Source organism: Streptomyces sp. NPDC007164 (genome assembly GCF_040634135.1).
Lineage (GTDB): Bacteria > Actinomycetota > Actinomycetes > Streptomycetales > Streptomycetaceae > Streptomyces > Streptomyces sanglieri.
Map to the genome: position 1 here is coordinate 166807 of NZ_JBEYFB010000004.1, position 23442 is coordinate 190248.

General features: G+C 71.5%; 23 protein-coding genes. 7 read left to right on the forward strand and 16 right to left on the reverse strand.

What is annotated here, in order from left to right:
• Window positions 1–77: 77 nt before the first annotated feature.
• Together ABZ622_RS09455 and fdxA are read right to left on the reverse strand one after the other, a co-directional pair.
• On the reverse strand, window positions 78–1172 hold the full coding sequence (locus tag ABZ622_RS09455) for a bifunctional succinyldiaminopimelate transaminase/glutamate-prephenate aminotransferase (protein ID WP_360541774.1): 1095 nt from the start codon (window positions 1170–1172) through the stop codon (window positions 78–80).
• Window positions 1173–1322: 150 nt separating this feature from the next.
• Window positions 1323–1643, reverse strand: a complete 321-nt coding sequence (gene fdxA, locus ABZ622_RS09460; RefSeq protein WP_018956287.1) for a ferredoxin — start codon at window positions 1641–1643, stop codon at window positions 1323–1325.
• A 117-nt stretch (window positions 1644–1760) separates the two neighbouring features.
• On the opposite strand from fdxA, the gene ABZ622_RS09465 reads away from it, so the two are divergent.
• Both ABZ622_RS09465 and ABZ622_RS09470 read left to right on the forward strand, forming a co-directional pair.
• Window positions 1761–2762, forward strand: coding sequence for a GNAT family N-acetyltransferase (locus ABZ622_RS09465; protein WP_360541775.1), 1002 nt, complete (start codon window positions 1761–1763; stop codon window positions 2760–2762).
• 18 nt (window positions 2763–2780) lie between these two features.
• On the forward strand, window positions 2781–3638 hold the full coding sequence (locus tag ABZ622_RS09470) for a transglutaminase-like domain-containing protein (protein WP_360541776.1): 858 nt from the start codon (window positions 2781–2783) through the stop codon (window positions 3636–3638).
• Between the two features lie 63 nt (window positions 3639–3701).
• On the opposite strand, the gene ABZ622_RS09475 is transcribed toward ABZ622_RS09470, so the two are convergent.
• Together ABZ622_RS09475 and ABZ622_RS09480 are read right to left on the reverse strand one after the other, a co-directional pair.
• On the reverse strand, window positions 3702–5699 hold the full coding sequence (locus tag ABZ622_RS09475) for a translation factor GTPase family protein (protein ID WP_360541777.1): 1998 nt from the start codon (window positions 5697–5699) through the stop codon (window positions 3702–3704).
• A 422-nt stretch (window positions 5700–6121) separates the two neighbouring features.
• Window positions 6122–7321: a hypothetical protein gene (locus tag ABZ622_RS09480; RefSeq protein WP_360541778.1), complete on the reverse strand. Its 1200-nt coding sequence runs from the start codon at window positions 7319–7321 to the stop codon at window positions 6122–6124.
• Window positions 7322–7649: 328 nt separating this feature from the next.
• Between ABZ622_RS09480 and ABZ622_RS09485 the strand changes: the two genes are divergently transcribed.
• Both ABZ622_RS09485 and ABZ622_RS09490 read left to right on the forward strand, forming a co-directional pair.
• The gene (locus ABZ622_RS09485) at window positions 7650–8369 is read left to right on the forward strand and encodes a class F sortase (RefSeq protein ID WP_360541779.1); all 720 of its coding nucleotides are present in this window, start codon (window positions 7650–7652) and stop codon (window positions 8367–8369) included.
• Between the two features lie 121 nt (window positions 8370–8490).
• On the forward strand, window positions 8491–9984 hold the full coding sequence (locus ABZ622_RS09490) for a VCBS repeat-containing protein (RefSeq protein WP_360541780.1): 1494 nt from the start codon (window positions 8491–8493) through the stop codon (window positions 9982–9984).
• A gap of 46 nt (window positions 9985–10030) precedes the next feature.
• Here ABZ622_RS09490 and ABZ622_RS09495 read toward each other — a convergent pair whose 3' ends face one another.
• Complete coding sequence (locus ABZ622_RS09495; RefSeq protein ID WP_360541781.1) at window positions 10031–10324, reverse strand: DUF397 domain-containing protein; 294 nt, start codon at window positions 10322–10324, stop codon at window positions 10031–10033.
• Complete coding sequence (locus tag ABZ622_RS09500) at window positions 10311–11138, reverse strand: helix-turn-helix transcriptional regulator (RefSeq protein ID WP_360541782.1); 828 nt, start codon at window positions 11136–11138, stop codon at window positions 10311–10313. The genes ABZ622_RS09495 and ABZ622_RS09500 overlap by 14 nt, the downstream gene beginning before the upstream one ends.
• Before the next feature lie 113 nt (window positions 11139–11251).
• On the opposite strand from ABZ622_RS09500, the gene ABZ622_RS09505 reads away from it, so the two are divergent.
• Both ABZ622_RS09505 and ABZ622_RS09510 read left to right on the forward strand, forming a co-directional pair.
• Window positions 11252–11476, forward strand: coding sequence for a hypothetical protein (locus tag ABZ622_RS09505; RefSeq protein WP_360541783.1), 225 nt, complete (start codon window positions 11252–11254; stop codon window positions 11474–11476).
• A gap of 134 nt (window positions 11477–11610) precedes the next feature.
• On the forward strand, window positions 11611–12510 hold the full coding sequence (locus ABZ622_RS09510) for a hypothetical protein (protein ID WP_360541784.1): 900 nt from the start codon (window positions 11611–11613) through the stop codon (window positions 12508–12510).
• Here the strand turns inward: ABZ622_RS09510 and ABZ622_RS09515 are convergent.
• Complete coding sequence (locus ABZ622_RS09515) at window positions 12504–14291, reverse strand: serine/threonine-protein kinase (protein WP_360541785.1); 1788 nt, start codon at window positions 14289–14291, stop codon at window positions 12504–12506. The two genes, ABZ622_RS09510 and ABZ622_RS09515, sit on opposite strands and share 7 nt — an antisense overlap.
• Before the next feature lie 118 nt (window positions 14292–14409).
• The gene (locus ABZ622_RS09520) at window positions 14410–14958 is read right to left on the reverse strand and encodes a DUF3558 family protein (RefSeq protein WP_360541786.1); all 549 of its coding nucleotides are present in this window, start codon (window positions 14956–14958) and stop codon (window positions 14410–14412) included.
• 128 nt (window positions 14959–15086) lie between these two features.
• Between ABZ622_RS09520 and ABZ622_RS09525 the strand changes: the two genes are divergently transcribed.
• The gene (locus ABZ622_RS09525; protein WP_360541787.1) at window positions 15087–15392 is read left to right on the forward strand and encodes a hypothetical protein; all 306 of its coding nucleotides are present in this window, start codon (window positions 15087–15089) and stop codon (window positions 15390–15392) included.
• Between the two features lie 55 nt (window positions 15393–15447).
• Here the strand turns inward: ABZ622_RS09525 and ABZ622_RS09530 are convergent, their stop codons facing one another.
• From ABZ622_RS09530 to ABZ622_RS09565, 8 genes are all read right to left on the reverse strand, one after another.
• On the reverse strand, window positions 15448–16059 hold the full coding sequence (locus ABZ622_RS09530; RefSeq protein WP_360541788.1) for a response regulator transcription factor: 612 nt from the start codon (window positions 16057–16059) through the stop codon (window positions 15448–15450).
• Entirely contained in the window at window positions 16056–17234 is a 1179-nt protein-coding gene (locus ABZ622_RS09535) for a sensor histidine kinase (RefSeq protein WP_360541789.1), read from the reverse strand. Before ABZ622_RS09535 ends, ABZ622_RS09530 begins: the two co-directional genes overlap by 4 nt.
• Window positions 17231–17971 carry an ABC transporter permease gene (locus ABZ622_RS09540; RefSeq protein ID WP_360541790.1) on the reverse strand — a complete coding sequence of 247 codons (741 nt, stop codon included), beginning with the start codon at window positions 17969–17971 and terminating at the stop codon, window positions 17231–17233. The genes ABZ622_RS09535 and ABZ622_RS09540 overlap by 4 nt, the downstream gene beginning before the upstream one ends.
• Window positions 17968–18903 (reverse strand): ABC transporter ATP-binding protein, encoded by a 936-nt coding sequence (locus ABZ622_RS09545; protein WP_360541791.1) that lies wholly within the window; start codon window positions 18901–18903, stop codon window positions 17968–17970. Before ABZ622_RS09545 ends, ABZ622_RS09540 begins: the two co-directional genes overlap by 4 nt.
• Window positions 18904–19095: 192 nt before the next feature.
• Entirely contained in the window at window positions 19096–21219 is a 2124-nt protein-coding gene (locus ABZ622_RS09550) for a hypothetical protein (RefSeq protein WP_360541792.1), read from the reverse strand.
• A gap of 338 nt (window positions 21220–21557) precedes the next feature.
• Window positions 21558–22004: a DUF6113 family protein gene (locus tag ABZ622_RS09555; protein ID WP_360541793.1), complete on the reverse strand. Its 447-nt coding sequence runs from the start codon at window positions 22002–22004 to the stop codon at window positions 21558–21560.
• A complete protein-coding gene (mshB, locus tag ABZ622_RS09560; RefSeq protein ID WP_360541794.1) occupies window positions 22001–22954 on the reverse strand; it encodes an N-acetyl-1-D-myo-inositol-2-amino-2-deoxy-alpha-D-glucopyranoside deacetylase in 954 nt (317 codons plus the stop codon). Before mshB ends, ABZ622_RS09555 begins: the two co-directional genes overlap by 4 nt.
• A 75-nt stretch (window positions 22955–23029) precedes the next feature.
• Window positions 23030–23224 carry a hypothetical protein gene (locus ABZ622_RS09565; RefSeq protein ID WP_360541795.1) on the reverse strand — a complete coding sequence of 65 codons (195 nt, stop codon included), beginning with the start codon at window positions 23222–23224 and terminating at the stop codon, window positions 23030–23032.
• Between the last annotated feature and the right edge of the window lie 218 nt (window positions 23225–23442).

A 23442-nucleotide genomic window follows, 5' to 3' on the forward strand; every position in this document is an offset into this window, starting at 1 on the left:
ATACGCGCGGGGCCTCGGGAGTGCGCACTCCCGAGGCCCCGCGCGTGTGCCGCCGGCTCGCGTGTACCGGCAGCCTCTCAGCCCAGTCGCTTGACGGCGGCCGCGACCCGCTCGTCCGTCGCCGTGAACGCCACCCGTACGAAGTGGTCGCCGGCCGGTCCGTAGAAGTCTCCGGGCGCCACCAGGATGCCGAGCTCCGCCAGGTACGCCACGGTCTCCCAGCACGGCTCGCCGCGCGTCGCCCACAGGTAGAGGCTCGCCTCGCTGTGCTCGATCCGGAAGCCGTGCGCCTCCAGCGCGGTGCGCAGGGCCGCGCGCCGCTGCGCGTACCGGGTCCGCTGCTCGGCCACGTGCTCGTCGTCGCCGAGCGCCGCGACCGTCGCCGCCTGGACCGGGGCCGGGGTCATCATGCCGCCGTGCTTGCGGATCAGCAGCAGCTCACCGAGCACCGCCGCGTCGCCCGCGACGAAGGCCGCGCGGTAGCCGGCCAGGTTGGAGCGCTTGGAGAGCGAGTGGACGGCGACGATGCCCTCGTACGTACCGCCGCAGACGTCCGGGTGCAGCACGGAGACCGGTTCGGCCTCCCAGCCCAGCTCCAGGTAGCACTCGTCGCTGAAGACCAGCACGTCGTGCTCGCGGGCCCAGGCGACGATCCGGATCAGCTCGTCCTTGGACAGGACGCGGCCGGTCGGGTTGGACGGCGAGTTGAGCCAGAGCAGCTTGAGCCCGGCCGGGTCCAGCTCCGTCGGGTCGTCGTAGACCACGGGCTCGGCGCCGCAGAGCCGGGCACCCACCTCGTACGTCGGGTAGGCGAGGCGCGGGTAGGCCACCCTGTCCCCGGCGCCGAGGCCGAGCTGGGTCGGCAGCCAGGCCACCAGCTCCTTGGAGCCGACGACCGGCAGGACGTTGTGGTGCGTCACCCCGACCGCGCCGAGCCGCCGCTCCACCCACCCGGTGATCGCGTCACGCAGCTCGGCGGTCCCCCACACCGTCGGATAGCCGGGGCTGTCCGCGGCGGCGACGAGCGCCCGCTGGACCAGCTCGGGCACCGGGTCGACGGGCGTGCCGACGGACAGGTCCACGATGCCGTCGGGGTGGGCCCCGGCCGTCGACTTGTAGGGCGTGAGCTTGTCCCAGGGGAAGACCGGGAGGCGGGAGGAGACTGCGGACACGGGACTCTGCTTTCTCGTACGGGGTCACACGGGACACGCACGGGGTCACGGGCGACACTCCGGCCGCTCGTCACCCGGGCGCGGAAACGCCTCGGTCCCGCACGGTGACGAGCCGTACGGGACCGGGGCGGCGCACGTGCCGGCCGCTGACTACTGGTTCTGCGGCGGCAGCGCGGCGATGAACGCGTGGTCGCGCTCGATCAGGCCCAGCTTGGAGGCACCACCGGGCGACCCGAGGTCGTCGAAGAACTCGACGTTCGCCTTGTAGTAGTCCTTCCACTCCTCCGGGGTGTCGTCCTCGTAGAAGATGGCCTCGACCGGGCACACCGGCTCACAGGCTCCACAGTCGACGCATTCGTCCGGGTGGATGTACAAGGACCGCTGGCCCTCGTAGATGCAGTCGACGGGGCACTCTTCGATGCAGGCCTTGTCCTTTACGTCGACACAAGGCTGCGCGATGACGTAGGTCACGCTGTCGTTCCTCCTCGGTAGGGCGTTGGCTCTCGCGCGGGAGCGCGGCGTCGTCGATGCCCGCCCCTAGTATCTCCGTTCCGGGGCACGAACCGAACAGGAGGGGCATACAGAGCTGTGGAATTCACCATCGGCGGACAGCTCAAGGTCCGAATCACACCGGCTGACGTGGGCAAACGGGTATCAGTCCGGCGTGTGTGCGAGACCGGCCCGCAAGGAGCGAAGTTCGCCGACACGGTAGGAGTTCTCACATCGTGGGACGACGGTGTGCTCTCGATCACACCGAAGAGCGGTGAATCCGTCCGGATCGCGGAGTCGGCGCTGGTGGCGGGCAAGGTCGTGCCGGCCGCTCCGGCCCGGCGGCGTGGCCCGGCGGCCTCCTTCGAGGAGCTCGCGCCCGTCCTCGCGCGGGCCTGGCAGCCGACGGAGAGCGAACCGCTCGGCGACTGGCGGCTGCGCGCCGCGCAGGGGTTCACCCGGCGCGCCAACTCCGTGCTGCCGCTCGGTGATCCGGGCGTCCCGCTCGACGAGGCGCTCGGGCGCGTGGTGCGGTGGTACGGGGAACGGGGCCTGCCCGCGTACATCCAGACCGCGACCGGCGCCGAGGGCACCCAGGAGCTGCTCTGCGCGGAGCTGGAGGAGCGCGGGTGGCGCCGCGAGGTGACGGCTGAGGTACGCGTCGCCGGGCTCGCGCCGATCGGTGATCTGGACGCGGACGTGTCGCGGGTGCGGCTGAGCCGGGACCTCGACGAGACGTGGCTCTCCCGCTACCAGCGCTTCGACACCCCGGGCCCGCACGTCCTGGCGGTGCTGCGCGGCGGCCCCTCGGTCTGGTTCGCCTCGGTGCCCGGTGACGGCGAGGACGCGGCGCCCGCCGCGATCGGGCGGTGCGTGGTGGACGGCCGCTGGGCCGGCTTCATGGCCGTCGAGGTCGATCCGGCGTACCGCCGCAGGGGCATCGCCACCGCGGTGATGACGGCGCTCGCCCGCCGGGCGCTGGAGGAGGGCGCGTCGGCCGCGTGGCTCCAGGTGGAGGCGGACAACGTGGGGGCGCGGGCGCTGTACGAGGACATGGGCTTCGCGGTGCACCACCTGTACCACCACTTCCGGTCGGCGTGACGGGGACGGACGGCTGCGATGAATCCTGAACCCGCCGGCCGGCCCGGCCGCCCGGACCCGGACGAGCTGCGCCGGCAGTTCGCCGAGGAGGCGCGCGCCGAGCGGCCGGACCTCGCGCTGCTCTGCCTGCTGCTGGGCGCGGTGGCCGATCCCGCGCTGGACGTGAACGGGATCGACGCGGCGCAGATCGAGCTGGACGAGCTGGCGGGCCGGCTTCCGTACGGGGCGCGGGGCGGCCGGGCCTGGGCCTCGGCACTGGCCGAGCTGCTCGGTGAGCGGTGCGGCTTCGCGGGCTCGTCGGCGGACTACCAGCGGCTGGAGTCGTCGCTGCTGCACGAGGTGCTGCGCAGGCGTCGCGGGCTGCCGATCCTGCTGTCCGTGGTGTGGATCGAGGTGGCGCGGAGGGCGGGCGCCCCGGTGTACGGGGTGGCGCTGCCCGGTCATTTCGTCGTCGGCTTCGGCGATCCGGCCGAGCGGGTATTGGCCGATCCGTTCGACGGGGGACGTCCGATGACCGGGCAGGACGCGGAGCTGCTGGTGGCCGGGGTCACCGGGGAGCCGCTGGAGGAGTCGATGCTGGTGCCCGCCCGGCCGCTGGAGATCGTGCTGCGGATCCTGAACAACATCAGGGCCTGGGCGGCGGCCCGCCCGGAGCGCACGGACGTGGCGCTGTGGGCGGTGGACCTGTCGCTGCTGCTCCCCTCGCATCCCGCCCGGCTGCGCTACGAGCGCGCCCAGCTGCTCGTACAGAGCGGGCAGTTCCTGCGCGGGGCGGCCGAGATGGAGGAGTACGCGGACGTGGTCGACGGGGTGGAGCCCGCGGCCGCGGAGGCGATCCGCCGGCGGGCGCGGGCCGCCCGGTCGTTGCTGAACTGAGGGCTGCCCACGGGGACCACGGGGCGGCCCCCGTGGCCCCCGTGGCCCCCGGCAGGACGGTCCTCAGACGACCCTGCGCACCGTGCGCAGCAGGTACTCCTTGCGGTTGAGCGGGTTGTGGTCGGTGCGCGGCCGGTCCTGGGCCGCGCCTTCGACCGCCCGGTAGCGGTCGAAGTCGGATTCCAGGACCCCTTCGCCGCGCGTCAGGGACGGCAGCTGCTGCTGGAGTTCATGGACGCGGGCCGCCGGGATCTCACCCTCCAGCACACACCGCGAACCGTGCACCGCCGGTGTCTCCGGGACGGCGCGCAGCTGGGCGAGCACGGGCAGGACCGGGCCGAGCAGGTCCGCCGGGAGCTCCAGACGGAACCGGTGGACCGGCTCGTGCACCGTGGTGCCGGCCCGCTTCAGCGCGCTCATCAGGACCAGCGGGGTCAGATTCCGGAAGTCCCCCGCGGTGCTCGACATGCTCTTGTCGAAAGTCCCATGGGCATGACTCTGGCGGGGCCAGTAACCGGAATGCGTCATGGTGACGACGCAGTCGGTGACCTGCCAGCCGTGAATTCCCTGCCGCAGGGTCTCCCCCACGGTCTCCTCCACCGCCCTCATCAGGGAGAACGGCATCGACCCGAGCTCCACCCCGAGCCGGTACTCGATCCCGCTGCCGACCGGGGCGGGGTCGACCCGGAGACCGACGGTCGCCAGAAAGGGATTCCCGTTCTGGTCGATGATCTCGTACGCCGCTCCGCTGCCGTGCGGCCGCTCCAGGCAAATGGTCGTGGTCTCGCGGAAGGTGACGCCGATTCCGTATTCGTCGGCCAGCGTCGCCTGGATCACTTCTTTCTGTACTTCGCCGTAGAGCGAGACTGACACCTCTTCGCGGATGTCGTCCTGCCGAAGATTGATCAGCGGGTCCTGTTCGGCGAGCTGCGCGAGCGCGAAGAGCAGTTCGCCCCGGCTCGCCGGAGGGCTGGGGACCACCACCGATTCCAGCGTCGGCGGGGCGAACCAGCGGCCCGGTGGGGCCGCGTCCGGTTCGCCGACCGGGTCGCCGATCCGGATGCCGTCGAGCCCCCGGAGCTTCGCGATCCGGCCCGCTCCGACCTCGGCCGCGCGTGCGGCCGAGCCCTGCTCGAAGACGCTGATCCCGGTCACCCTGCCCTCGGCGCGCCCGTCGCCCCGCCCGAACGGCAGCCGGTCGCGGATCCGTACCGTGCCCGAAAACATCCGGACGTACGCCGTCTTCTCGCCGCCCGGTCCGCGCTCCACCTTGAAGACCGTGCCCGAGACCGGTCCGTCGGCATCGCCCCGGCTCGCCGGCAGCAGCTCCCTGACCCCGGCGATCAGGGCGTCCACCCCGGCCCCGGTGATCGCCGAGCCGAAGTACACGGGATGCACCAGCGACCGCCCGGTCTGTGTCGCAAGCTCCTCGCGGAGCCTGTCGTACGGGAGCGCCGTGCCGTTCTCGACGTATGCGGCCAGCAGCGCGTCGTCGTGGTCGGCGAGCAGCTCGGTCAGCCGGTCGGTGAAGCGGGCGTCGGTGCGGTGGTACGGGGCACAGCGGGCGTCGCGGCCGCCCGGAGTGTCGACCGATCCCATGGCGACCACGGCCGGGGTCAGCTTCTCGGCGATGTCCCGCAGGACGGAGCCGCACCGCGCACCGCCCCGGTCGACCTTGTTCACGAAGATGAGCGTGGGAATGCGCAGGCGCCGCAGTGTCCGCATCAGCACGCGGGTCTGCGCCTGTACGCCCTCCACCGCGGAGACGACCAGCACGGCGCCGTCGAGCACGCTCAGTACCCGTTCCACCTCGGCGATGAAGTCCGGGTGGCCGGGGGTGTCGATCAGATTGACCGTGGTGTCGTCGACGGCGAACGAGACGACGGCGGACTTGATCGTGATGCCGCGCTGTCGTTCGAGCGCCAGGGAATCGGTCCGGGTGCTGCCCTTGTCGACGCTCCCGATCTCGTCGATGACACCGGCGGTGTGGAGCAGCCGCTCGGTCAGGCTCGTCTTACCGGCGTCGACATGCGCCAGAATTCCCAGATTCAGCGTGTGCACGAAACTCCATGTCCTCAAGATCGGTGACAATTCCCGCCTGAATGAACATGTGAGTTCCCCGCACGACCCGCTCCTTCGTCGATCGATATCTGCGGGCGAGTACAGCAGGGGCCCGGACCGCAGACAACCGATTTACCGCTCGAAGGCAAGCAGGTCGGCGGCGGCGCGTCGCGCGTTCCGGGGCGCCGCCGACGCGGATCCGGGGTCTTCCGCGTGGGATCCGGCAGGTCACGGGGCTCGGCCCGCTGGACCGTCACATTGCCCAGACCACGCCAACTCCCCTGAATTGTGCCGTTGTTGACGGACGATCGAGGGCCGGCGGCGACGGGAGGCGGGCGCGCCGGGGGCGTGGCGAGGTCGGCAAACGGGTGGGGCTCCGTCGCCCAAACCTCGCACGTCGCCGCATGCAGTCCAACGGGTGATTATCGGCCCCACTCCACCCGAAGAGCCCACGGCGTAGCTCCAATGCTGCGCTTTCCGATGGCGCGGATTCGCATTCCGACTGACGGTGGATCACGTCGCCACTGCGCCACATTGAGTCGACAACCCGTCACTCTTCGCAGTTGCGGCGGAAGGAATGTGTTCAGATGCGCTCTGCCCGCACACTGTTCGCTACGGCCGCTGTCACAGCGGTCCTCGCCATCACCGGCCCGTCCGCCTACGCCATGGTCACGTCGGGCGACTCGGGCAACGACAACGGTTACTCGTCCTCGAACGGCGGCGACGACTACGGAAAGTCCGACCGCGGTGAGGACCGCGGTGGAGACCGCGGTGGAGACCGCGGCGGAGACCGCGGCGGAGACCGCGGCGGCGACCGCGGCGGCGACCGCGGCGGCGACCGCGGCGGCGACCGCGGCGGCTACGGCGGCGGCTACGGCGGCGACAAGGGTGGCCGCGGCGGCGACCGCCCCTACGGCGGCGTCCACGCCGGCGGCGGCTTCATGGCCTCCGTGATCACCAGTGACGACGAAGGCGGTCGCGGTGGAGACCGCGGCGGCAAGGACGACGGCGGCGGCGACCGCGGCGGCGACCGTGGTGGAGACCGTGGTGGAGACCGTGGTGGCTACGGCGGCGACCGTGGTGGCTACGGCGGCGACCGTGGCGGCGACCGGCCCCGTGGTGGTGTCCACACCGGCGGCGGCTTCATGGCCACTGTGATCACCAGCGACGACGAAGGCGGTCGCGGCGGCGACCGTGGCGGCGACGAGGGTGGCCGCGGCGGCGACGAGGGTGGCCGCGGCGGCGACGAGGGTGGCCGCGGCGGCGACGAGGGTGGCCGCGGCGGCGACCGTGGCGGCGACGAGGGTGGCCGCGGCGGCGACGAGGGTGGCCGTGGCGGCGACCGTGGCGACAAGGGTGGCCGCGGCGGCGACCGCCCCTACGGCGGCGTCCACGCCGGCGGTGGCTTCATGGCCTCCGTGATCACCAGTGACGACGAGGGCGGTCGCGGTGGCGGCCGTGGCGGCGACGAGGGTGGCCGTGGCGGCGACCGTGGCGGCGACGAGGGTGGCCGCGGCGGCGACCGCGGTGGCGACCGTGGTGGAGACCGCGGTGGCTACGGCGGCGACCGTGGCGGCTACGGCGGCGACCGTGGCGGCGACCGGCCCCGTGGTGGCGTGCACGCCGGTGGTGGCGGCATGGCGATGACCGGTGGCGGTCTGGCCGCCGGTTCGGCGCTGCTGCTCGGCGGTGTCGGCGTCGGTGCGTACAAGCTGCGCCGCCGCCAGTCGACGGGTGGCGCGATGGCCTGACCGGTCGAACCACCGGCCAGTCGTTTCGTTGTCGCGGCCGCTGCCCTTCGGGGCGGCGGTCGCGGCGGCTGCGTTTCCCCCCTGATAAGCCCCGGATAAGCCCGGACCCCACCGGGCCCCCGCCGCTCCCCCTGCTTCCCCTCCGCTTCCCCTCCCCCGCCCTCCCCCTCGACACCGCACAACCGAAAGGCACGTTCCCATGGCCGCCCCGCAGTCGACCGGCTCCACCCCCACCCGGACTGCCCCCCGAACCACACTGGGCCGCGCCCTGATGTGGCCCGCCGTGACAGCCGGGCTCGGCATGATCCTGATCTACAACTCCTTCGGCACCTCGGTCGACGACAAGCCGCCGGCCTCGCCCGCCGCCGTCTCGTCCGCCGCCCCCGAGGTCCTCGGCTCCCACGCCGCGCCCGACCCCGCCACCTCGTCCAAGGCCACCGTCGGCCCGGCGATGGACCGCTCCGTACCGAAGCGTCTGCGGATCGCGAGCATCGGCGTGGACGCACCGTTCACCGATCTCTCCATCGGCGCCACCGGTCAGCTGGATGCGCCGCCCCCCGACGACAACAACCTGGTCGGCTGGTTCAAGGACGGCGCCACCCCCGGCGAGCGCGGTTCCGCGATCGTGGCCGGTCATGTCGACACGAAGACCGGCCCCGCCGTCTTCCTCCAGCTTCAGTACCTCCAGCCCGGGGCCAAGTTCGACATCACTCGCGCGGACGGCTCGGTCGCCACGTTCAAGGTCGACTCCGTCGAGAAGTTCAGCAAGGCGAAGTTCCCCGACGACCGCGTCTACGCCGACACCAACTCCGCCCAGCTTCGCCTCATCACCTGCGGCGGCGCGTACAACAAGACCACGAAGGACTACGAGGACAACGTGGTGGCCTTCGCCCACCTCGACACCTTCAACAAGGGCTGACCGACGACGGCCGCCGGTGGTGCGGTACAACCATCCGCCGGGCCGACGGGTCGTACGGGGCAGTACGGAAGCTCATTCCGTACTGCCCCGACTCACGTTCCGAGCACCGGAGTTGACCGACATGCCTGTTCTCTCCCACCGCCGCCGCCTGGCCGTAGCGACCGGCATCGTCCTGGTCGCCGGAGCTCTCGCGGCCCCCGTGGGCCACGCCGCCACGAAGTCCTCCGCCCCTGCGGCGAGCACCCCCAGCCCGAAGCGGCTGCACGACGACTTCAACGGCGACGGCTACTCCGATGTCGCCGTGGGCGCCCCCATGGCCGTCCTCGGTGACCCGGAGGGCGGCGCGGGCGCCGTGAGCGTCCTCTTCGGCGGCCCCGGCGGCCTGTCCTCCGCCCACAAGCAAGTGCTGACCTGGCCGGACCGCCCGGATATCAGCCACCCCGGGGACGCCCGCTACGGCACGGTACTGCGCAGCGCCGACCTGGACGGCGACGGTTACGCCGATCTCGTCAGCCGCCCCTGGGCGTACCGGGCCAACGGCGTGAAGGGCGCGGTGCTGGTCGTCAACTGGGGTGGCCCGTCCGGCCTTTCGAAGAACGCCATGCTGCTGAAGCCCATCCCAGGTGACCAGGCCTACGGCTTCGGCGATCTGAGCGTGGGCGACGTCGACGGTGACGGCCACACCGACATCGCGGTGGACGACGGACGACTCAGTGGCCACATCCTGCACGGCCCGATCGACCGCACCGGCAAGTGGAGCAGGCTGAGTTCGTTCTCGGTCGAGGGCACCGACCTGCTCGACATCTCGGAGATCGCCGTCGGCGACGTGACCGGCGACGGAGTGGGCGATCTGGCGATCCTCGGCTTCGGCCCGAACGACCCGTGGCAGCAGCACACGTACCTGCTGAAGGGCAGCCGCACCGGTTTCGCCGCCCCGGTCGAGATCAAGGACGCGGATGGTGCGGGCGTCGGCGGCACCTCCGTGGGCATCGCGGACCTGGACAAGGACGGCCACGGGGACATCGTCATCGGGCGTGGCAACGAATCGTCGCAGTCGGACACCCCTGTGAAGAAGGGCGGCGCACTCTTCATCTCGTACGGCGGCCCGAAGGGGCAGAGCACCACCCGCAAGCCCGTCTGGATCAACCAGGACACCGAAGGCGTCTCGGGCACGGCCGAGGCCCACGACCGGATGGGCTACAGCCTGGCGCTGGGCGACACCAACGGCGACGGCTACCCCGACATCGCCACGGGCCTGCCGGGCGAGGGGATCAACGGCGTCCGCGAGGCCGGCCGGGTCCTGGTGTTCAAGGGCAGCCCGACGGGCGTGAGCGGTGCGGGCTCCAAGGAGTTCGGCCAGTACACGGCCGGGGTTCCGGGGGTCGCCGAGATGGGCGACCAGTTCGGCGAGGCCGTCGCGCTGGGCGACTACGACGGCAAGGGCCGCACGGAAATGGTGGTCGGCGACCCGACGGAGAACGGCAGCCGGGGCGCCCTGTGGATCTTCGGTACGGATGCCACCGGCATCGTCGCCGAGGGTTCCGTCTCGTTCGGCGCGGCCACGATCGGCGCCCCGACCGGCCGGTCCCATTTCAGCGAGACGCTGACGGACTGACGGAGTGGAAGCGTGCGGGGGCGGCTCGGCCCCCGCACGTACGCCGTCACACCAGGCGGTCGCCCTTGACCGCCGTCACGAACGGCGTCCAGGCCGAGGCCCCGAAGACGACGGCCGGACCGTGCGGGTCCTTGCTGTCACGGACGGGGACACACGCGGTGCAGGAGTCGTTCACTTCGAGACAGTCACCGCTCTCGCCGCCGCTGTACGAGGACTTGCGCCAGGACGCGTACGCCTCGCTGACCTCCAGGCAGTCACCGCTGCTGCCGCCGCTGTAGCTGGACTTGCGCCACGCGGGCAGGACCGAGGCGTCCGGGACAATGGGCTCACTGCGCTTCATGCTCGTATTCCTCCGCAACCGACCGGATGAGGTCCAGGGACTCCCTGTGTGAGAGCGCATCCCCCAGTGCGTGATCGTAGGCCACCTGACATCCACGCACTACCGACGGAATCTCCCAGACCCGCCCCGACTTGAGCCCCTCGGTGTAGGCGATGGGCGGCAGGTCCTCGAACCACATCAGGGAGACCAGCCCCTCCAACAGCGCGTGGTAGCCCGCCGTGTACGGGTGGACGTGCACCCGGACGCGCCGACGCTCCCCGAACCCCACGACGTGGCGCAGCTGTTCGGCCATCACGGCGGGGCCGCCGATGGGCCGCCGCAGCACCGCCTCATCAAGTAGCACCCACAGCACGGGCGACTCAAAGTTGTCCAGGATGCGGGCACGGTCCAGCCGCGTGACAAGGAGCTCGTCACGCTCCTCGTCGCCCTTGGGCGGAAAGCCGGAGCTCAGCACCTCGCGCGCGTAGGCCTCCGTTTGCAACAGCCCCGGAATCAGCTTCGGTGCATACTGACGAATCACCGTCGCCTGCTTCTCGAACTCCGCAGCCACCTCGAAGTGTTCGGCGACATTGCGCGCGTCGCCCAGCGTCGGCAGGAACCGCACGAAGAACCCGCCGGTTCCCAGCACCTCGTCCAGCCGCTGGGCGTCCTCCTCCGACGGCGTGCGCCGTCCCGCCTCCATGTGGGCGATGTGTGTGCGGGACAAGATCGCACGTTGGCTCAACTGCTCCTGCGTGAACCCGGCCGCTTCTCTACGGCTGCGTAATTCCTTGCCGTACGAGACACGGGATTCGGGATTGTCCTCGATGGCCACCGGCAACTCCCCTACGTGCGAAGCGCATAGTCACTCTGAACCCTCTGGCGAGCGTAACCGCAAGCGGCTCACCCTGTGACATGAATCACCAACACAGAGTGAGAGGAAGTGCCATGACAACACACTTCGGGCAGGACGCCTTCGTCGCCCACACCGGTACCGACGTCTACGGCCCCGGCAAGGTCATCGGGGTGGACGGCGCCCTTCGGCGGGTGCGGTTCGTGCACTTCGTGGCGACCATCGACGCGGGCGATCTGCGCGACGCGTCGCCCGAGGAGACCCACGTGATCCGGGCATGGCTCAAGCGGAAGCAGGAGCTCTACGGCGGGGAGTGGTGACCAGAGCGAAGTGACGTTGCGTGCCCGGGCGTTGCTGTACGGTGACCAATTGAGCGGCCCCCATCGCCGGGTGCAACCAGCGACAAGGGCCTTCACCGCCAGTTCCTAACCACGCAAAGACAGGAACACGAACGATGCTTCGGCATGTTATCGCGCCCGTTCGCCACTTCTCCCAGGTCTCCAACGAGATCCTGCGGCACCCCCGGCTGTCGTCCGACGCGGTCCGCATCCTCACGTGGCAGCTGTCCCTCCCCCAGGACGCCGACGAGTCCCTTTCCCGCACCGCCGCCCGTGCCGGGATCAAGAAGGGCGCCTTCAACCGGGCCAAGGCGCAGCTGAAGGAGGAGGGTTACGTACACGAGTGGCGGCGGCAGGGGCTGCGCGGCCTCTGGGCCACCACACAGCTCGTGTCCTCCGTACCGCTGACCGCCGAGGAGGCCCTCGCCGTGCGCGACGGGCGTCCGGCGGCCGTCTGTCCGGCCGCCGGTGAGCCGAGGGTTCGGGTCGCCGGTCGTCATCCGGAAAAGACCCCCGAAGGGAACACCTCCACCCCTCCCCCGCCTGCGGCTCAGGCCCCCGAGCCGGGCCGCGAGGCACGGGAGCTGGTCGAGAGCATCACGTCACTGGACCCCCGGCTGACCGTCCCGCGCGGCATGGTCCCGCAGCTCGTCGCGCTCGCCGCCGAGTGGCTGGACCTCGGGCACACCGCCGATGACGTACGCGGCGAGGTCCGGCGCGGACTGCCGGGGCGTGGTCAGGCCATCCACCGTCCGGGCGGCCTCCTGCGGTACCTGCTCCGCGAGCCGGGGCCCGTGGCGCCCCCGGCCGCCCCCGCACCGCCGCCCCGCGTGACCGCGATGCGCGAGTGCGCCGGGCCCCACGTACAGCCGATGCTCTTCACCCCGGACGGGGACGAGGAGCTGTGCTCCGTATGCCTGGCCGCAGCGCCTCGCCGGGAAGCGGCGGCGGCGGCCACGGCGCACGGTGCGGCAGCCGTGCGTGCGCGGATGGCCGGACGGCCCGCCCGTCAGTGACCCGGTTTCGCCGTCTCCCGGGGGTGGCGCTCGGTGACCTTGCCCTTGTTGTCCGCGTCCATGTACGCGTTGCCGTAGTCGTCGCGGACATACAGCGTCATGAAGAGCCCGGTGTCCGGGTCGCGGTGCAGAATCATGTGACTGCGTTCGGCGTTCTTGATGCCCAGGCCGGTCCGGGCCTCGCGCCACATGCCGGGCAGCAGGTCCCAGTCGAACTTGCTCAGGTCGAGCGTGGGCGGCTGCTTGGTGACACCGGCCGGCCCCTCGTCCTCCACCTTGCCGTCCCGGTAGCTGTACCAGTGCAGCACCTCCGGTCTGTCCTTGCGCGGGGCAGCGATCGACACATTGCTTCCGTGCGAACTCATGCTGGAAACGGTGGTGCCCCCGATCACCGGCTTCAGCGCCGCTATCGCCTCGCGCATGCCCTTCGGCGTGAAGAGGTGCTCGTCCGGCTCCTGCCTCTGCGGCCCTGCGCCGATGGCCGAGGCGCCCTGGTCCTTGATCTTGTCCACCAGGTCGGGCAGGTAGGTCAGCCCGACGCCGATCAGCGCCAGAGCGACGGCCACTCCGACCAGGGCTCGTGCGGGGCGGCGTCGGCGCGGGGAGGGGGCTCCGGTGTCGGTGTCGCTGTCCGTGTCGTCGCTGCCGGTACTGGTGCTGGTACTGGAGCCGGTGTCGGTGTCGGCTGGTTTCGGTACGGCGTCCGAGGGTTCGTCCGCGTCGGTGTGCGGCTGCCCGCCGGAAACGGGGGCAGGGGACGAGCGGGTCGTCAGGTCGGCGTAGCCGGGGGCGGCCGGTGCGGGGCCGGGGCTGGGCGTCGACTCCCTTTGCGGGCGGGATCGTTCGGGTCCGACGTCCATCGTTGTTCCGGGGCCCTGCGGTGCCGTGTCCTCCGCCGTCCCGGCCTCTGCCGCCGCTTCCGCCTCCACCTCCGCCTCTGCCTCCGCTTCCGCTCCCGCGAGCAGCCGGTCCAGCAGTGCGGCGTCGGGGCGGGCGTCCGGGTCGCGGTCGAGCAGAGCGGTCAGGACCGGAGCCAGGGCGCCCGCGCGGGCGGGGGCCGGGACGGACTCCTCCAGGACGGCGGTCAGGGTGGCCAGGACCGTGCCCCTGCGCAACGGGTGCGCACCCTCCACCGCGACATACAACAACATCCCGAGCGACCAGAGATCGGACGCCGGATTGCCCTCCTGGTTCCGAAGCCGCTCGGGGGCGATGTACTCGGGCGAACCGATCAGGGCACCGGTGGTGGTCAAGGTGCTCAGCTCACCCAGCGCGGCGATCCCGAAGTCGGTGAGGACCGGACTGCCGTCCTCCCGCATCAGCACATTGGCCGGTTTCACGTCCCGGTGCAGGATGCCCGCCGCATGCGCCGCACCCAGCCCCGCCAGCAGACCCCGCCCCAGCCGGGCCGCCTCCCTCGGCGACAACAGCCCACGCGCCAGCCGGTCCTCCAAGGTCCCGCCCGGCACCAACTCCATGACCAGCCAAGGGAATTCGGTCTCGCGGCCGGTGACGATGTGGAAAATGGTCACCACATGCGGATGCCGCAGCCGGGCCAGGGCGCGGGCCTCGCGCAGCACCCTCTCCCGCAGCACCGCCGCCTCTTTCGGCGCGCTCTCCACGATCCTCGGATCGAGCGGACGCACCTCCTTGAGCGCCACCTCACGATGCAGCTCCGTGTCGCGCGCACGCCACACGAGCCCCATCCCGCCGCCCCCGAGCCGCTCCAGCAGCTCGAACCGGCCGTCGATGACCCGCCTCACCGCACCATCAGTCGCCATGCGGCCAGCTTACGAACGAAGCCCCTCGGGCGCCGGGCCCCGGCGAGTTTGTCCGGCGTCCCTCATGTCCCGTTGGGCGTACGGGACTTGGCCCGGTTGCCCGTACAGGGGACCTCCGTCAGTTGCGGACGGCGGGCAGCTTCCCTTCGACCCGTGGGGCGAGTTCGTCCAGGCCCTTGCAGAGGTCCTGCTGGGTGGGTTCGACATCGGACACACCCAGGAACTCCGAGAGCTTCAGCTCGGCGGATGAGGAGCCGTCGATCTCGAAGAGGAGTGCGCAGCTGACGTCCTTGCCGGGTGTTGTGTTCCGCCAGACCCGGCGGCCGTCGACGGTGGGCCGCTCGGAGAACTTCTCCCCGGCGGAGGTGCCGAGGGCCGCCAGCACCTTGTCGGCGGACGAGTCCCGGAGTGTCAGGACCAGGGCGGTGCTCGCGTCCTCGAAGAACTTCGTGCCCTGCCACATGCAGTCGCCCGAAGCGGTGAGCGGCGCGGCGTCGTGGAGCTCGTACTCGTCGAGTTCGTCCTGCGTGAAGAAGTCGCACGGCTTGATCTGCGCGATGCCGGAGGGGCGCCGCGCAGGCTCCGCCGGTTCGGACGAACATGCGGTGAGCGCTCCGCCCACGGTCATCAGCGATATGCAGGCGATCAGCAGAATCCGGCCCCTCATCCACCCACTCCTCATGGTTCGTCGTGTCCCACGCCGAGGTTGGGTCCCGCCATCTGCACCAAGGCGGGTCGGCGGGTCCACCGTAGCGAGTGTGCCGTTGCCGCACATGGCCCGACTAGCATCAACTCATGGGCGTCAACATCATGTTCAACTTCGAGGTGGCTGGGCTGGCCGACGAGGCACAGACCAAGTCCGTGCTGAGCGCGCTCGCCGAACTGATCGCCGAGGAGGGCCTGCGGGACCACGAGGTCGGGCTGGGCTGGAGCCTCCAGGACGGACGGCACTGGATCACCGGCGAGACCGACTACCCGATCGGCATCAGCCGTTTCCACGCGTGGCGCCCGCACTTCGAAGGCGCGTTCCAGGAACGCGTCCACGCAGTCGCGCCCGCTGCCACGGCTTCGATCAACTGGCGATACATGGACGAGGACTGACCGCACCCGGCGCGACCGGCCCGGCCGCCCCCCTCGCCCGCAACCGTCCCGGCGGCTAGAGCCAGCCCTTTTCGCGGGCGATGCGGACCGCCTCGGCGCGGTTGCGGGCGGCCAGCTTCTGGATCGCCATGGAGAGGTAGTTGCGGACCGTCCCCTGCGAGAGGTGGAGGGCGGCCGCGATCTCCGCGTTGGTGGAGCCGTCCGCCGCCGTGCGCAGCACATCGCGCTCCCGGTCGGTGAGCGGGCTCGCCCCGTCGGCCAGTGCCGCCGCCGCGAGCGTGGGGTCGATGACACGTTCTCCGGCGAGCACCTTGCGTACCGCCTCGGCCAGCTGGGAGGCGGGGGCGTCCTTCACCAGGAAGGCGTCGGCGCCCGACTCCATCGCCCGGCGCAGATAGCCGGGGCGGCCGAAGGTGGTGACGACGACGACCTTCACGGCCGGGAGTTCGCGGTGCAGGACGGCCGCCGCGTCGATGCCGGTCATGCCCGGCATCTCGATGTCCAGGAGCGCCACGTCGATCTCGTGCTCACGGGCGGCGGCCAGCACCTCGTCCCCGCGGGCGACCTGGGCCACCACCTCGATGTCGGGTTCCAGGCCGAGGAGCGCGGCGAGGGCCTCGCGCACCATGGACTGGTCCTCGGCCAGGAGAAGTCTGATCATGCTCATTCCGTGGATCCTAGGCCGGAATCCAGCGGAACACTCAAGGTCAGGGTGAAGCCTTTACCGGAACCGGAATGGCCGGCCGAGGTGCGCAGCGTGCCGTCGACCGTGGCGAGGCGTTCGCCGATGCCGGTGAGGCCGTTGCCCGGCTTCGTGCCGGAGGGGCCGACGCCGTCGTCGGAGACGGTGAGTTCGAGGAGCCTGCCGTCCAGGGTCTGGCGCGGGGCGAGGGTGACCGTGCAGCGGCGGGCCCCGCTGTGCCGTACAACGTTGGTGACCGCCTCCCGCAGTGCCCAGGCGAGCACCTCCTCCGGTTTCTCGGGGAGGTCGTCGGGGGCCTCGGCCGGGACGTCGGCGGTGATGCCCGCGGCGGCGAGTGCGGTGCGGGCGCCCGCGAGTTCGCCGGGGAGGGTCGGCCGGCGGTAGCCGGTGACCGCGCCGCGTACGTCGATCAGGGCCTGGCGGCTGACCTGTTCGATGTCCGCGACCTGGGCCGCCGCCTGCTCCGGGTGGTCCGGGAGCATCCGGCCGGCCAGCTCGCTCTTGAGCGTGATCAGGGAGAGCGAGTGGCCCAGCAGGTCGTGCAGATCGCGGGCGAGCCTGAGCCGTTCCTCGTTGGCGGCGAGCTGGGCGACGGTGGCGCGGGCCTCGCGCAGCTCGATCGTCGTACGGATCAGCTGCCGTACGCCGGTCATCGAGAACCCGCCGAGCAGCGCGGGGAAGATCAGGGCGGTGATGATCTCGCGGGGGTGGTCGCCGGTCAGGCCGACGGCGACCAGGACGGCCGTGACGGCGGGGATGAGCCAACGGGCCGTCCGCAGCGGCAGGGTGGCGCCGACGGAGACCGACACGTACACGAAGAGGACCAGCCACGCGGTGCCGAGCGTCAGGGTGAGGAGGAGGGCGAGGGCACCGAGGAAGGCGATCGTGGAGTGGACGAGACGACGGTCCAGGGGCTTGGACGTGTGGCGGAAGACCAGGAGCAGGTAGGCCCCGACGAAGGTCACCAGGCCGAGCGTGCCGAGCGCCGTCGCCCAGGAGGTGTGGTTGCCGTCGGCCAGGTCCTTGACCGGGGCGCTCATGAACGCGAGCCAGATGCCGATCCAGAGCAGCTTGATCGAGAACTGCTTGCGGCTGGTGGGCGGGCGCCCGAGGCCCACGGACGTCTCGTCGTCGTTCACGCCTTCAGGGTGTCCTTCCGGTAGAGCCAGGCCGCGCCGCCCGCGAAGATCAGGAAGTAGGCGCAGAGGATGGCGACGTCCTTGGCGTGCGGCGATCCGCCCATCTCGATCGCCTGGCCGAGAGAAGCGTACGCGTGCGTCGGCAGCCACTCGGAGATGTTCTGGAGCCACTGCGGGAAGGTCGCGCTGGGCATCCACAGGCCGCCGAGGATGGAGAGCCCGAAGTAGATGATCATGGTGAGCGGGCGGACCGCGTCCCCGCTGGCGAGGTAGCCGATGGCGACGCCGAGCGCGGCGAAGACCAGCGATCCGGCCCAGATGACCCCGGCCAGCGCGAACCACTGCCAGGTCTCCACCCGTACGTGCTTGACGGCGGCGGCGACCAGGAAGACCACCACGATGCAGGGCAGGGTGACCGTCGCCGCGCTGGCGATCTTCGCCAGGATGTAGCCGCGGCTGGGCAGTGCGGTGAGCCGCAGCTGGCGGACCCAGCCCTTCTCCCGCTCCTTGGCGATGCGTTCGCTATTGCCCATGAGGACGGCGGTCAGCGCTCCGAAGGAGGCCATCGAGACCATGAAGAAGGCCTGGAAGGTGAGGTCGGTGTGCGGGATCCGGTCGGTGGTGTTCTGGGTGTTGGAGATGATGAGGTAGATCACCGAGGGGTAGATGACCGAGAAGAACATGAACTTCTTGTTCCGCAGGGTGCGGGTGACTTCGAGCCTGATCAACGTGTTCATGCGGTCCTGGCCTCCTCGGCCTCGGTGATGGCGACGAAGGCCTGTTCCAGGCCGAGTCCGGCGACTTCGAGTTCGCGTGGGTAGAGGCCGAGTGCGTACACGGCGTGGACGGTCGCGTCGGCGTCGTGCGACTGGATCCGGACCCGGTTGCCGGTGATGTCGAGCGCGGCGAGGAACGGCAGCCCGCGCAGGGCCGTTTCGTCGGCCGGGCCCTCCAGCTCGAAGGAGATCCGGCGGGCCCCGGCCTTCGCCTTGATCTCGGCGGCGGTGCCGTCGGCGAGCAGCCGGCCCTTGTGCAGGACGAGGACGCGGTCGGCGATCGCGTCGGCCTCTTCGAGGTAGTGGGTGGCGAACAGGACGGTACGGCCCTGATCGGCCTGCTCGCGCATGGTGGCCCAGAAGGCCTGCCGGGCGGTGACGTCCATGCCGGTGGTCGGCTCGTCGAGGACGATCAGGTCGTTGGCGCCGGCGGTGGCCAGCGCGAAGCGGACGCGCTGTTCCTGGCCGCCGGAGAGCTTGTTGACCATCCGGTCGGCGATCTGCGTGATACCGGCGCGGGAGAGCACCTCCGCCGCCGGGAAGGGCCGGGGGTGCAGATCGCAGGCGAGGCCGACCAGTTCCTTGACCGTGACGTCCTCCATCAGGCCGCCGCTCTGGAGCATCGCGCCGACCCGGCCCGCGGCGATGGCGTTCTGCGGGGTCGTGCCGAACACCTGGACCGTGCCGGAGTCGGCGGTGCGCAGGCCCAGCAGCAGATCCAGGGTGGAGGACTTCCCGGCGCCGTTGGGGCCGAGGAGCGCGATGGTCTCGCCGGGGTGCAGGTCGAGGGTGAGCCCGTCGACGGCGCGTACGGCTCCGTACGCCTTGCTGACCTGTTCGAAGCGGACCGCGGCGGTCGTTGCCCCGGTGGCCTCGGCGGTTGTCGTTGTCATGCGTCAAGCGTGGCGGAGGAGGGGGTGGCCGCGGCAGGGCCGCCGGTCGTGGAAACGGGATGACAGATGTCATGCCCTGTCCGTGACGCCGGTGTCGTCACGTCCGGCGCCGGATGCTCCGGACACGGCGCCGCCCCCGGCCGGGGGTCCGGTCGGGGGCGGGCGTGCGGTGCGTTCGCCGGGGGTGGCGGATCAGCCGTTGCCGTCGAGGTTGATGACGACGGTCCGCTCGGCGGGGGTCTTGCCGAGCAGTGCGGTCTGCATGGCGTGTGCCACGTCGTCCGCGCCGAGCTGGTGCTTCTTGCCGTCGCCCTTGGTGATCATGATGCCGTCGAAGACGCCGTCGCAGAGGGTGTCGATGGCCTTCTTGTCGTAGTGCTCGATCAGCCGTCCCTTGATCGGCACCATCGAGAGGATCTGCGGCAGCGACTTGGCCGGGCCGAACTGGATCTGCTTCGGGCCCGCCTTGATGGTGATCAGGCCGGACATCGCGGGCTTCGCGAACTCCTTCATCGCCCGGTCCAGTTCGGCCTGGGCGATGGTGGGCTCGCTGGTGGTGACGGGCAGTTGGACGACCTTCGTCCGGCCGGTCTGCACCTGGGCGCGGTACGCGTCCTGCACCGAGGTCATCGACTGGTTGACGTCCAGCGTCTTGCCCGACTTCCCGGGTACGGCGACGGCCTTGCCCGGCTCGAACTTGATCGTGCCGTCGTTGGCCGAGCCGGAGACGCCCGCCAGGTCCGTCAGCGCGACACCGAGCTTCTCCTTGTCGACCGGGATCACCGGGTTGACGACGCGCTTGCCGCCGAACAGCGAGCCGATGACGGAGACCGGGTTGTAGTCGCTGCCGGCCGCCGAGCGCACGGTCTCCTGGCTGTCCAGGGCGAGTCCGGCCTTGTCCGGTACGAGCTGGGTCTTCCTGCCGTCCACCGACAGCTGGAGGGGGGCCACGGCGCGCTTGCCGAGGGCCGCGTCCAGCTTGGTGACGCCCTCTTCCTTCGTGCCGCCGCCGATGTCGACGCCGAGGACGGTGGTGCCCTTGGGTACGTCGGAGTGGTTCATCAGCAGCCCGGCGCCGTACGCGACACCGAGCAGCGCGACGACGCCGACGCCGAGGAGGACCAGCTTGGAGCGGCCCTGCTTCTTCGCGGGCGCGGACGCCGGTCCGGGACGCGGGGCGGGGGCGGGCGACGCGGCGGCGGGACCGCCGGGGCCGGCCGGTCCGGTGCCCATCGGGTCGTCCGGGCCACGGGGCGGCGCGTCGGGGCCGCCGGGACCGGGCGTGCCCGGGAACAGGGACGGTGCCCGGCGCTCCGGCGGAACGACGGGGATGCCGCTGGTGAGCGTGTCACCGGAGACGTTGCCGCCGGGGCCGGAGGGGGCCGGGGCCGCGAACTGCGGGGTGAGCACCGCGGTGTCGTCGGACATCCGCGGCGGGCCACCGGGGACGCCCGGACCCACCGGGCCGGGGCCCATCGGACCGGAGCCCATCGGACCCGGCCCGGCCGGGCCGGGGCCGGAGCCCATGGGGCCCTGGCCGCCAGGTCCGGCGCCAGGTCCGCCCAGGTTCGGTGTGAGGGACGACGTTCCGGTGACCGGGCCCGTGGTGGGTCCGGCGGGGCCGGGGGTGCGTACGCCGAGGTTCGGCGTCGGGCGCGGGCCGCCGGACGCGGGCCCACCGGTCCCGAAGTCGTCGGGGCCGGGCGCGCCCTGGTCGCCGGTGCGCTGCGGGCCGTCCGAGAAGTACGGCAGATCGGCGCGGGGCGGGGCGGGCGGCGTGGGCGCGGCAGCCCTGATGCCTTCGGCGCCACCGGCCGTACCGCCGCCGGACGTACCGCCCGCGACCGAGGTGTTCGTGGGGGTCTTGCGCGGGGCGAACCAGTCGCTGCCGCTCTTCTCCCTGGCCGGCTTCCCGGCGGCCGGTTCCGCGCTCGCGGAATCGGTCCGGGCCTCGGCGTCCGGCGCGGCGTCGGAAGCGGCCGGCGCACCGTCCGCCGCGGGCGAACCGGGGCGCGGAATGCTGCCGGTGCGCTCGGCGTCGGAGCTGTCGGCGTCGCCCACGGGCGTACGCATGACGACGGGCGGGATCGGACGCGAGCCCGGGATGTTGATCCGGATGCGCGTCGTCAGTGTCGTCTCGGTTCTCGGCTCCTCGGACCGGGACGGGTCCGCAGGCTCCGGGGCCTCCTCCGGGGCATCCTGCGAAGGGTGCAGCGACGGATACTGGCGGGATCCGTACGGCGGGGTCCCCGAGGGGTACGCGGCTCCTCCGCGCCCCTGGGGCCCGGAGGACGAACTGTCAGTTTCACGACTCAAAGCAGGTTCTCCCGATTGGCTCCGCCGCCCGTACTTCCCCCATGCGCAGGCCTGGGGACGGCCAGGAGGATGCCGGAGATCTTGGCCGGATCAGGGAGCGACGCCCGGTGCGTGCAGCTGCAAGGCGCCGGAGCGTCCTCATGGCGGAGCCATCGGGGCGTTTCGGTAACGCCACCGATGTGCGTGCCAGGTGCCGCGAACCCGGTCAAGATCTTCAGCGCCTTCCTAGGCGCGCGAACCACCATACTGGCCGCCGCCGACGGACACCCCGCGACCGGGGGAAACGGCTGCGCGGACGCCGGACGGACCGGGGGTGTCACGGGAACGGACGTGGCCCATTACCTGCCAGGTCGGCCGCTGTCGGCGCCCTGTCGGGGCGACCGCGACATGGTGGCACAGATCACAGCGACGGCCATCCCGCCCAGCATGTAGAGAGTGAGGCCGAGTTCGTCGCCGAATACATAGTCGCCCTCCGGGCGTCCGCCCAGCAGAACGACGATCGAAATCAGCCATCCCGCGGCGGGGGCCAGGGCTCCGAGCTGGGTGCCGAAGAGCAGGCGCCCACCGTGGAAGAGCCCGGCGGCGGCCAGCAGCGCGAGCAGCAATCCGGCGGGGAACCAGGCGGCTTGGACGAGCGCCCCGGCAATGCCGACGAGCGCGCCCAGCACGGCGAGGCCCACGTAGGCGGCGATCCGGCCGGGGTTGAGGGGGGCGGCGAGGCCGGTGGGGGCGGCAGTGCCGGAGGGGGTCGAGGGGCGCGGGGCGCGCTGCTTGCCGCCGCTCATCGTTCCGCTCCCGCGATTCGTTCCGCTTTCCCGGCTCGTTCCGCTCCGGCGACTCGTTCCGCTCCCGCGACGCCCGCGAACAGGTCGTCCTCCCGGGCCCCTCGGGGGGCTCCGGAGTCGCCGCGCACCAACTCGTAGTACTCGGTGGTGAAGACGGGCTGGCCGAGGTCGTTGGAGAGGGCGAAGAAGGGGCCGTCCACGGCGATCTGGGTGGCGTGCGCCCGCATCGCGGCGCTCTTGGCGACGGCGTGGGCCGAGCCGTCGACCTGCGCGGTGATCCTGGAGTCGTCGACCACGCCCGGTACGTCGTCGATGGCGGCGATGCCCGGGAAGGCGTCCGGCGCCGTCTCCCGGAGGCGGGCGAAGCCCTCCTCGGCGACCGAGCGGGGCACCCGGTTCCAGTAGATCTTGGCGACGGTGTGCGGGGCGCCGGACCCGGTGCGGTGTCCGGGGTCGGCAGCGAGTTCCGCGGCACGCATCGCGACGCGGTGCGCCTGGATGTGGTCGGGGTGTCCGTAGCCGCCGTCGGGGTCGTAGGTGACGAGGACCTGCGGGCGCACCGAGCGGATCACCTCCACCAGGTGCCCGGCGGCCTCGTCCACGTCGGCGGCCCAGAAGGCGCCGGGGCGGTGGTTCTGTTCGGCGCCCATCATTCCGGAGTCGCGGAAGCGTCCGGGGCCGCCGAGGAGCCGGTGGTCGGTGACCCCCAGCTCCTTCATCGCCGCGTCGAGCTCACCCCGGCGGTACGGGCCCAGGGTGTCGTCCCGGTCGGCCGCGAGACGGGCGAGGGAGGGCGGGATGACCTCGCCCTCCTCACCGAGTGTGCAGGTCACCAGGGTGACCTGGGCACCCTCGGCCGCGTACTTGGCCATGGTGGCGCCGTTGTTGATCGACTCGTCGTCGGGGTGCGCGTGCACCAGGAGGAGGCGCCGGGCGGGATGGTCCGTCATGGGACCACCCTACGAGCCGGGCGCGCCGATCACCGCCCGCGTCACCACCGCGCACCGACCGTCGACGGCCGGGCCTCAGAACTTGAGGCTTCCGATCATGCCCGCCACATTCGTGGTCAGGTTCGCGATGCTCGGCGCGATCGACGAGCTGGCGAGATAGAAACCGAGCAGCGCGCAGACCACCGCATGTCCGCCCTTCAGTCCGGATTTCCGGATCAGCAGGAAGACGACGATCGCCAGCAGCACCACCGCCGAAATCGAGAGTGCCACGGCGGTTCACCTCCATCAGTACGGTCGGGACGGGCAGCACACATGGAGCCAGCAGGTTCATACCCACCGAGCGCTACGGATCATAACTATCCGTCGTAACGCATTGATCGGGGCACAGCAGCACGAGGGGCGCACGACCGAGCGGCCGGGGACCGGTGCGGCCCGTCCGGATCGGGCCGGTCGGGCCCGGCCCGATCCGAACGAAAAGGACTAGGTTC

What these genes read in the sequence shown, in the direction of transcription:
- ABZ622_RS09545 (WP_360541791.1), bottom strand. Translation starts at nt 18,903, where the DNA reads ATGACAACGACAACCGCCGAGGCCACCGGGGCAACGACCGCCGCGGTC.
- mshB (WP_360541794.1), bottom strand. Translation starts at nt 22,954, where the DNA reads ATGACGGACCATCCCGCCCGGCGCCTCCTCCTGGTGCACGCGCACCCC.
- ABZ622_RS09470 (WP_360541776.1), top strand. Translation starts at nt 2,781, where the DNA reads ATGAATCCTGAACCCGCCGGCCGGCCCGGCCGCCCGGACCCGGACGAG.
- ABZ622_RS09520 (WP_360541786.1), bottom strand. Translation starts at nt 14,958, where the DNA reads ATGAGGGGCCGGATTCTGCTGATCGCCTGCATATCGCTGATGACCGTG.
- ABZ622_RS09490 (WP_360541780.1), top strand. Translation starts at nt 8,491, where the DNA reads ATGCCTGTTCTCTCCCACCGCCGCCGCCTGGCCGTAGCGACCGGCATC.
- ABZ622_RS09495 (WP_360541781.1), bottom strand. Translation starts at nt 10,324, where the DNA reads ATGAAGCGCAGTGAGCCCATTGTCCCGGACGCCTCGGTCCTGCCCGCG.
- ABZ622_RS09525 (WP_360541787.1), top strand. Translation starts at nt 15,087, where the DNA reads ATGGGCGTCAACATCATGTTCAACTTCGAGGTGGCTGGGCTGGCCGAC.
- ABZ622_RS09510 (WP_360541784.1), top strand. Translation starts at nt 11,611, where the DNA reads ATGCTTCGGCATGTTATCGCGCCCGTTCGCCACTTCTCCCAGGTCTCC.
- ABZ622_RS09555 (WP_360541793.1), bottom strand. Translation starts at nt 22,004, where the DNA reads ATGAGCGGCGGCAAGCAGCGCGCCCCGCGCCCCTCGACCCCCTCCGGC.
- ABZ622_RS09505 (WP_360541783.1), top strand. Translation starts at nt 11,252, where the DNA reads ATGACAACACACTTCGGGCAGGACGCCTTCGTCGCCCACACCGGTACC.
- ABZ622_RS09540 (WP_360541790.1), bottom strand. Translation starts at nt 17,971, where the DNA reads ATGAACACGTTGATCAGGCTCGAAGTCACCCGCACCCTGCGGAACAAG.
- ABZ622_RS09485 (WP_360541779.1), top strand. Translation starts at nt 7,650, where the DNA reads ATGGCCGCCCCGCAGTCGACCGGCTCCACCCCCACCCGGACTGCCCCC.
- ABZ622_RS09515 (WP_360541785.1), bottom strand. Translation starts at nt 14,291, where the DNA reads ATGGCGACTGATGGTGCGGTGAGGCGGGTCATCGACGGCCGGTTCGAG.
- ABZ622_RS09530 (WP_360541788.1), bottom strand. Translation starts at nt 16,059, where the DNA reads ATGAGCATGATCAGACTTCTCCTGGCCGAGGACCAGTCCATGGTGCGC.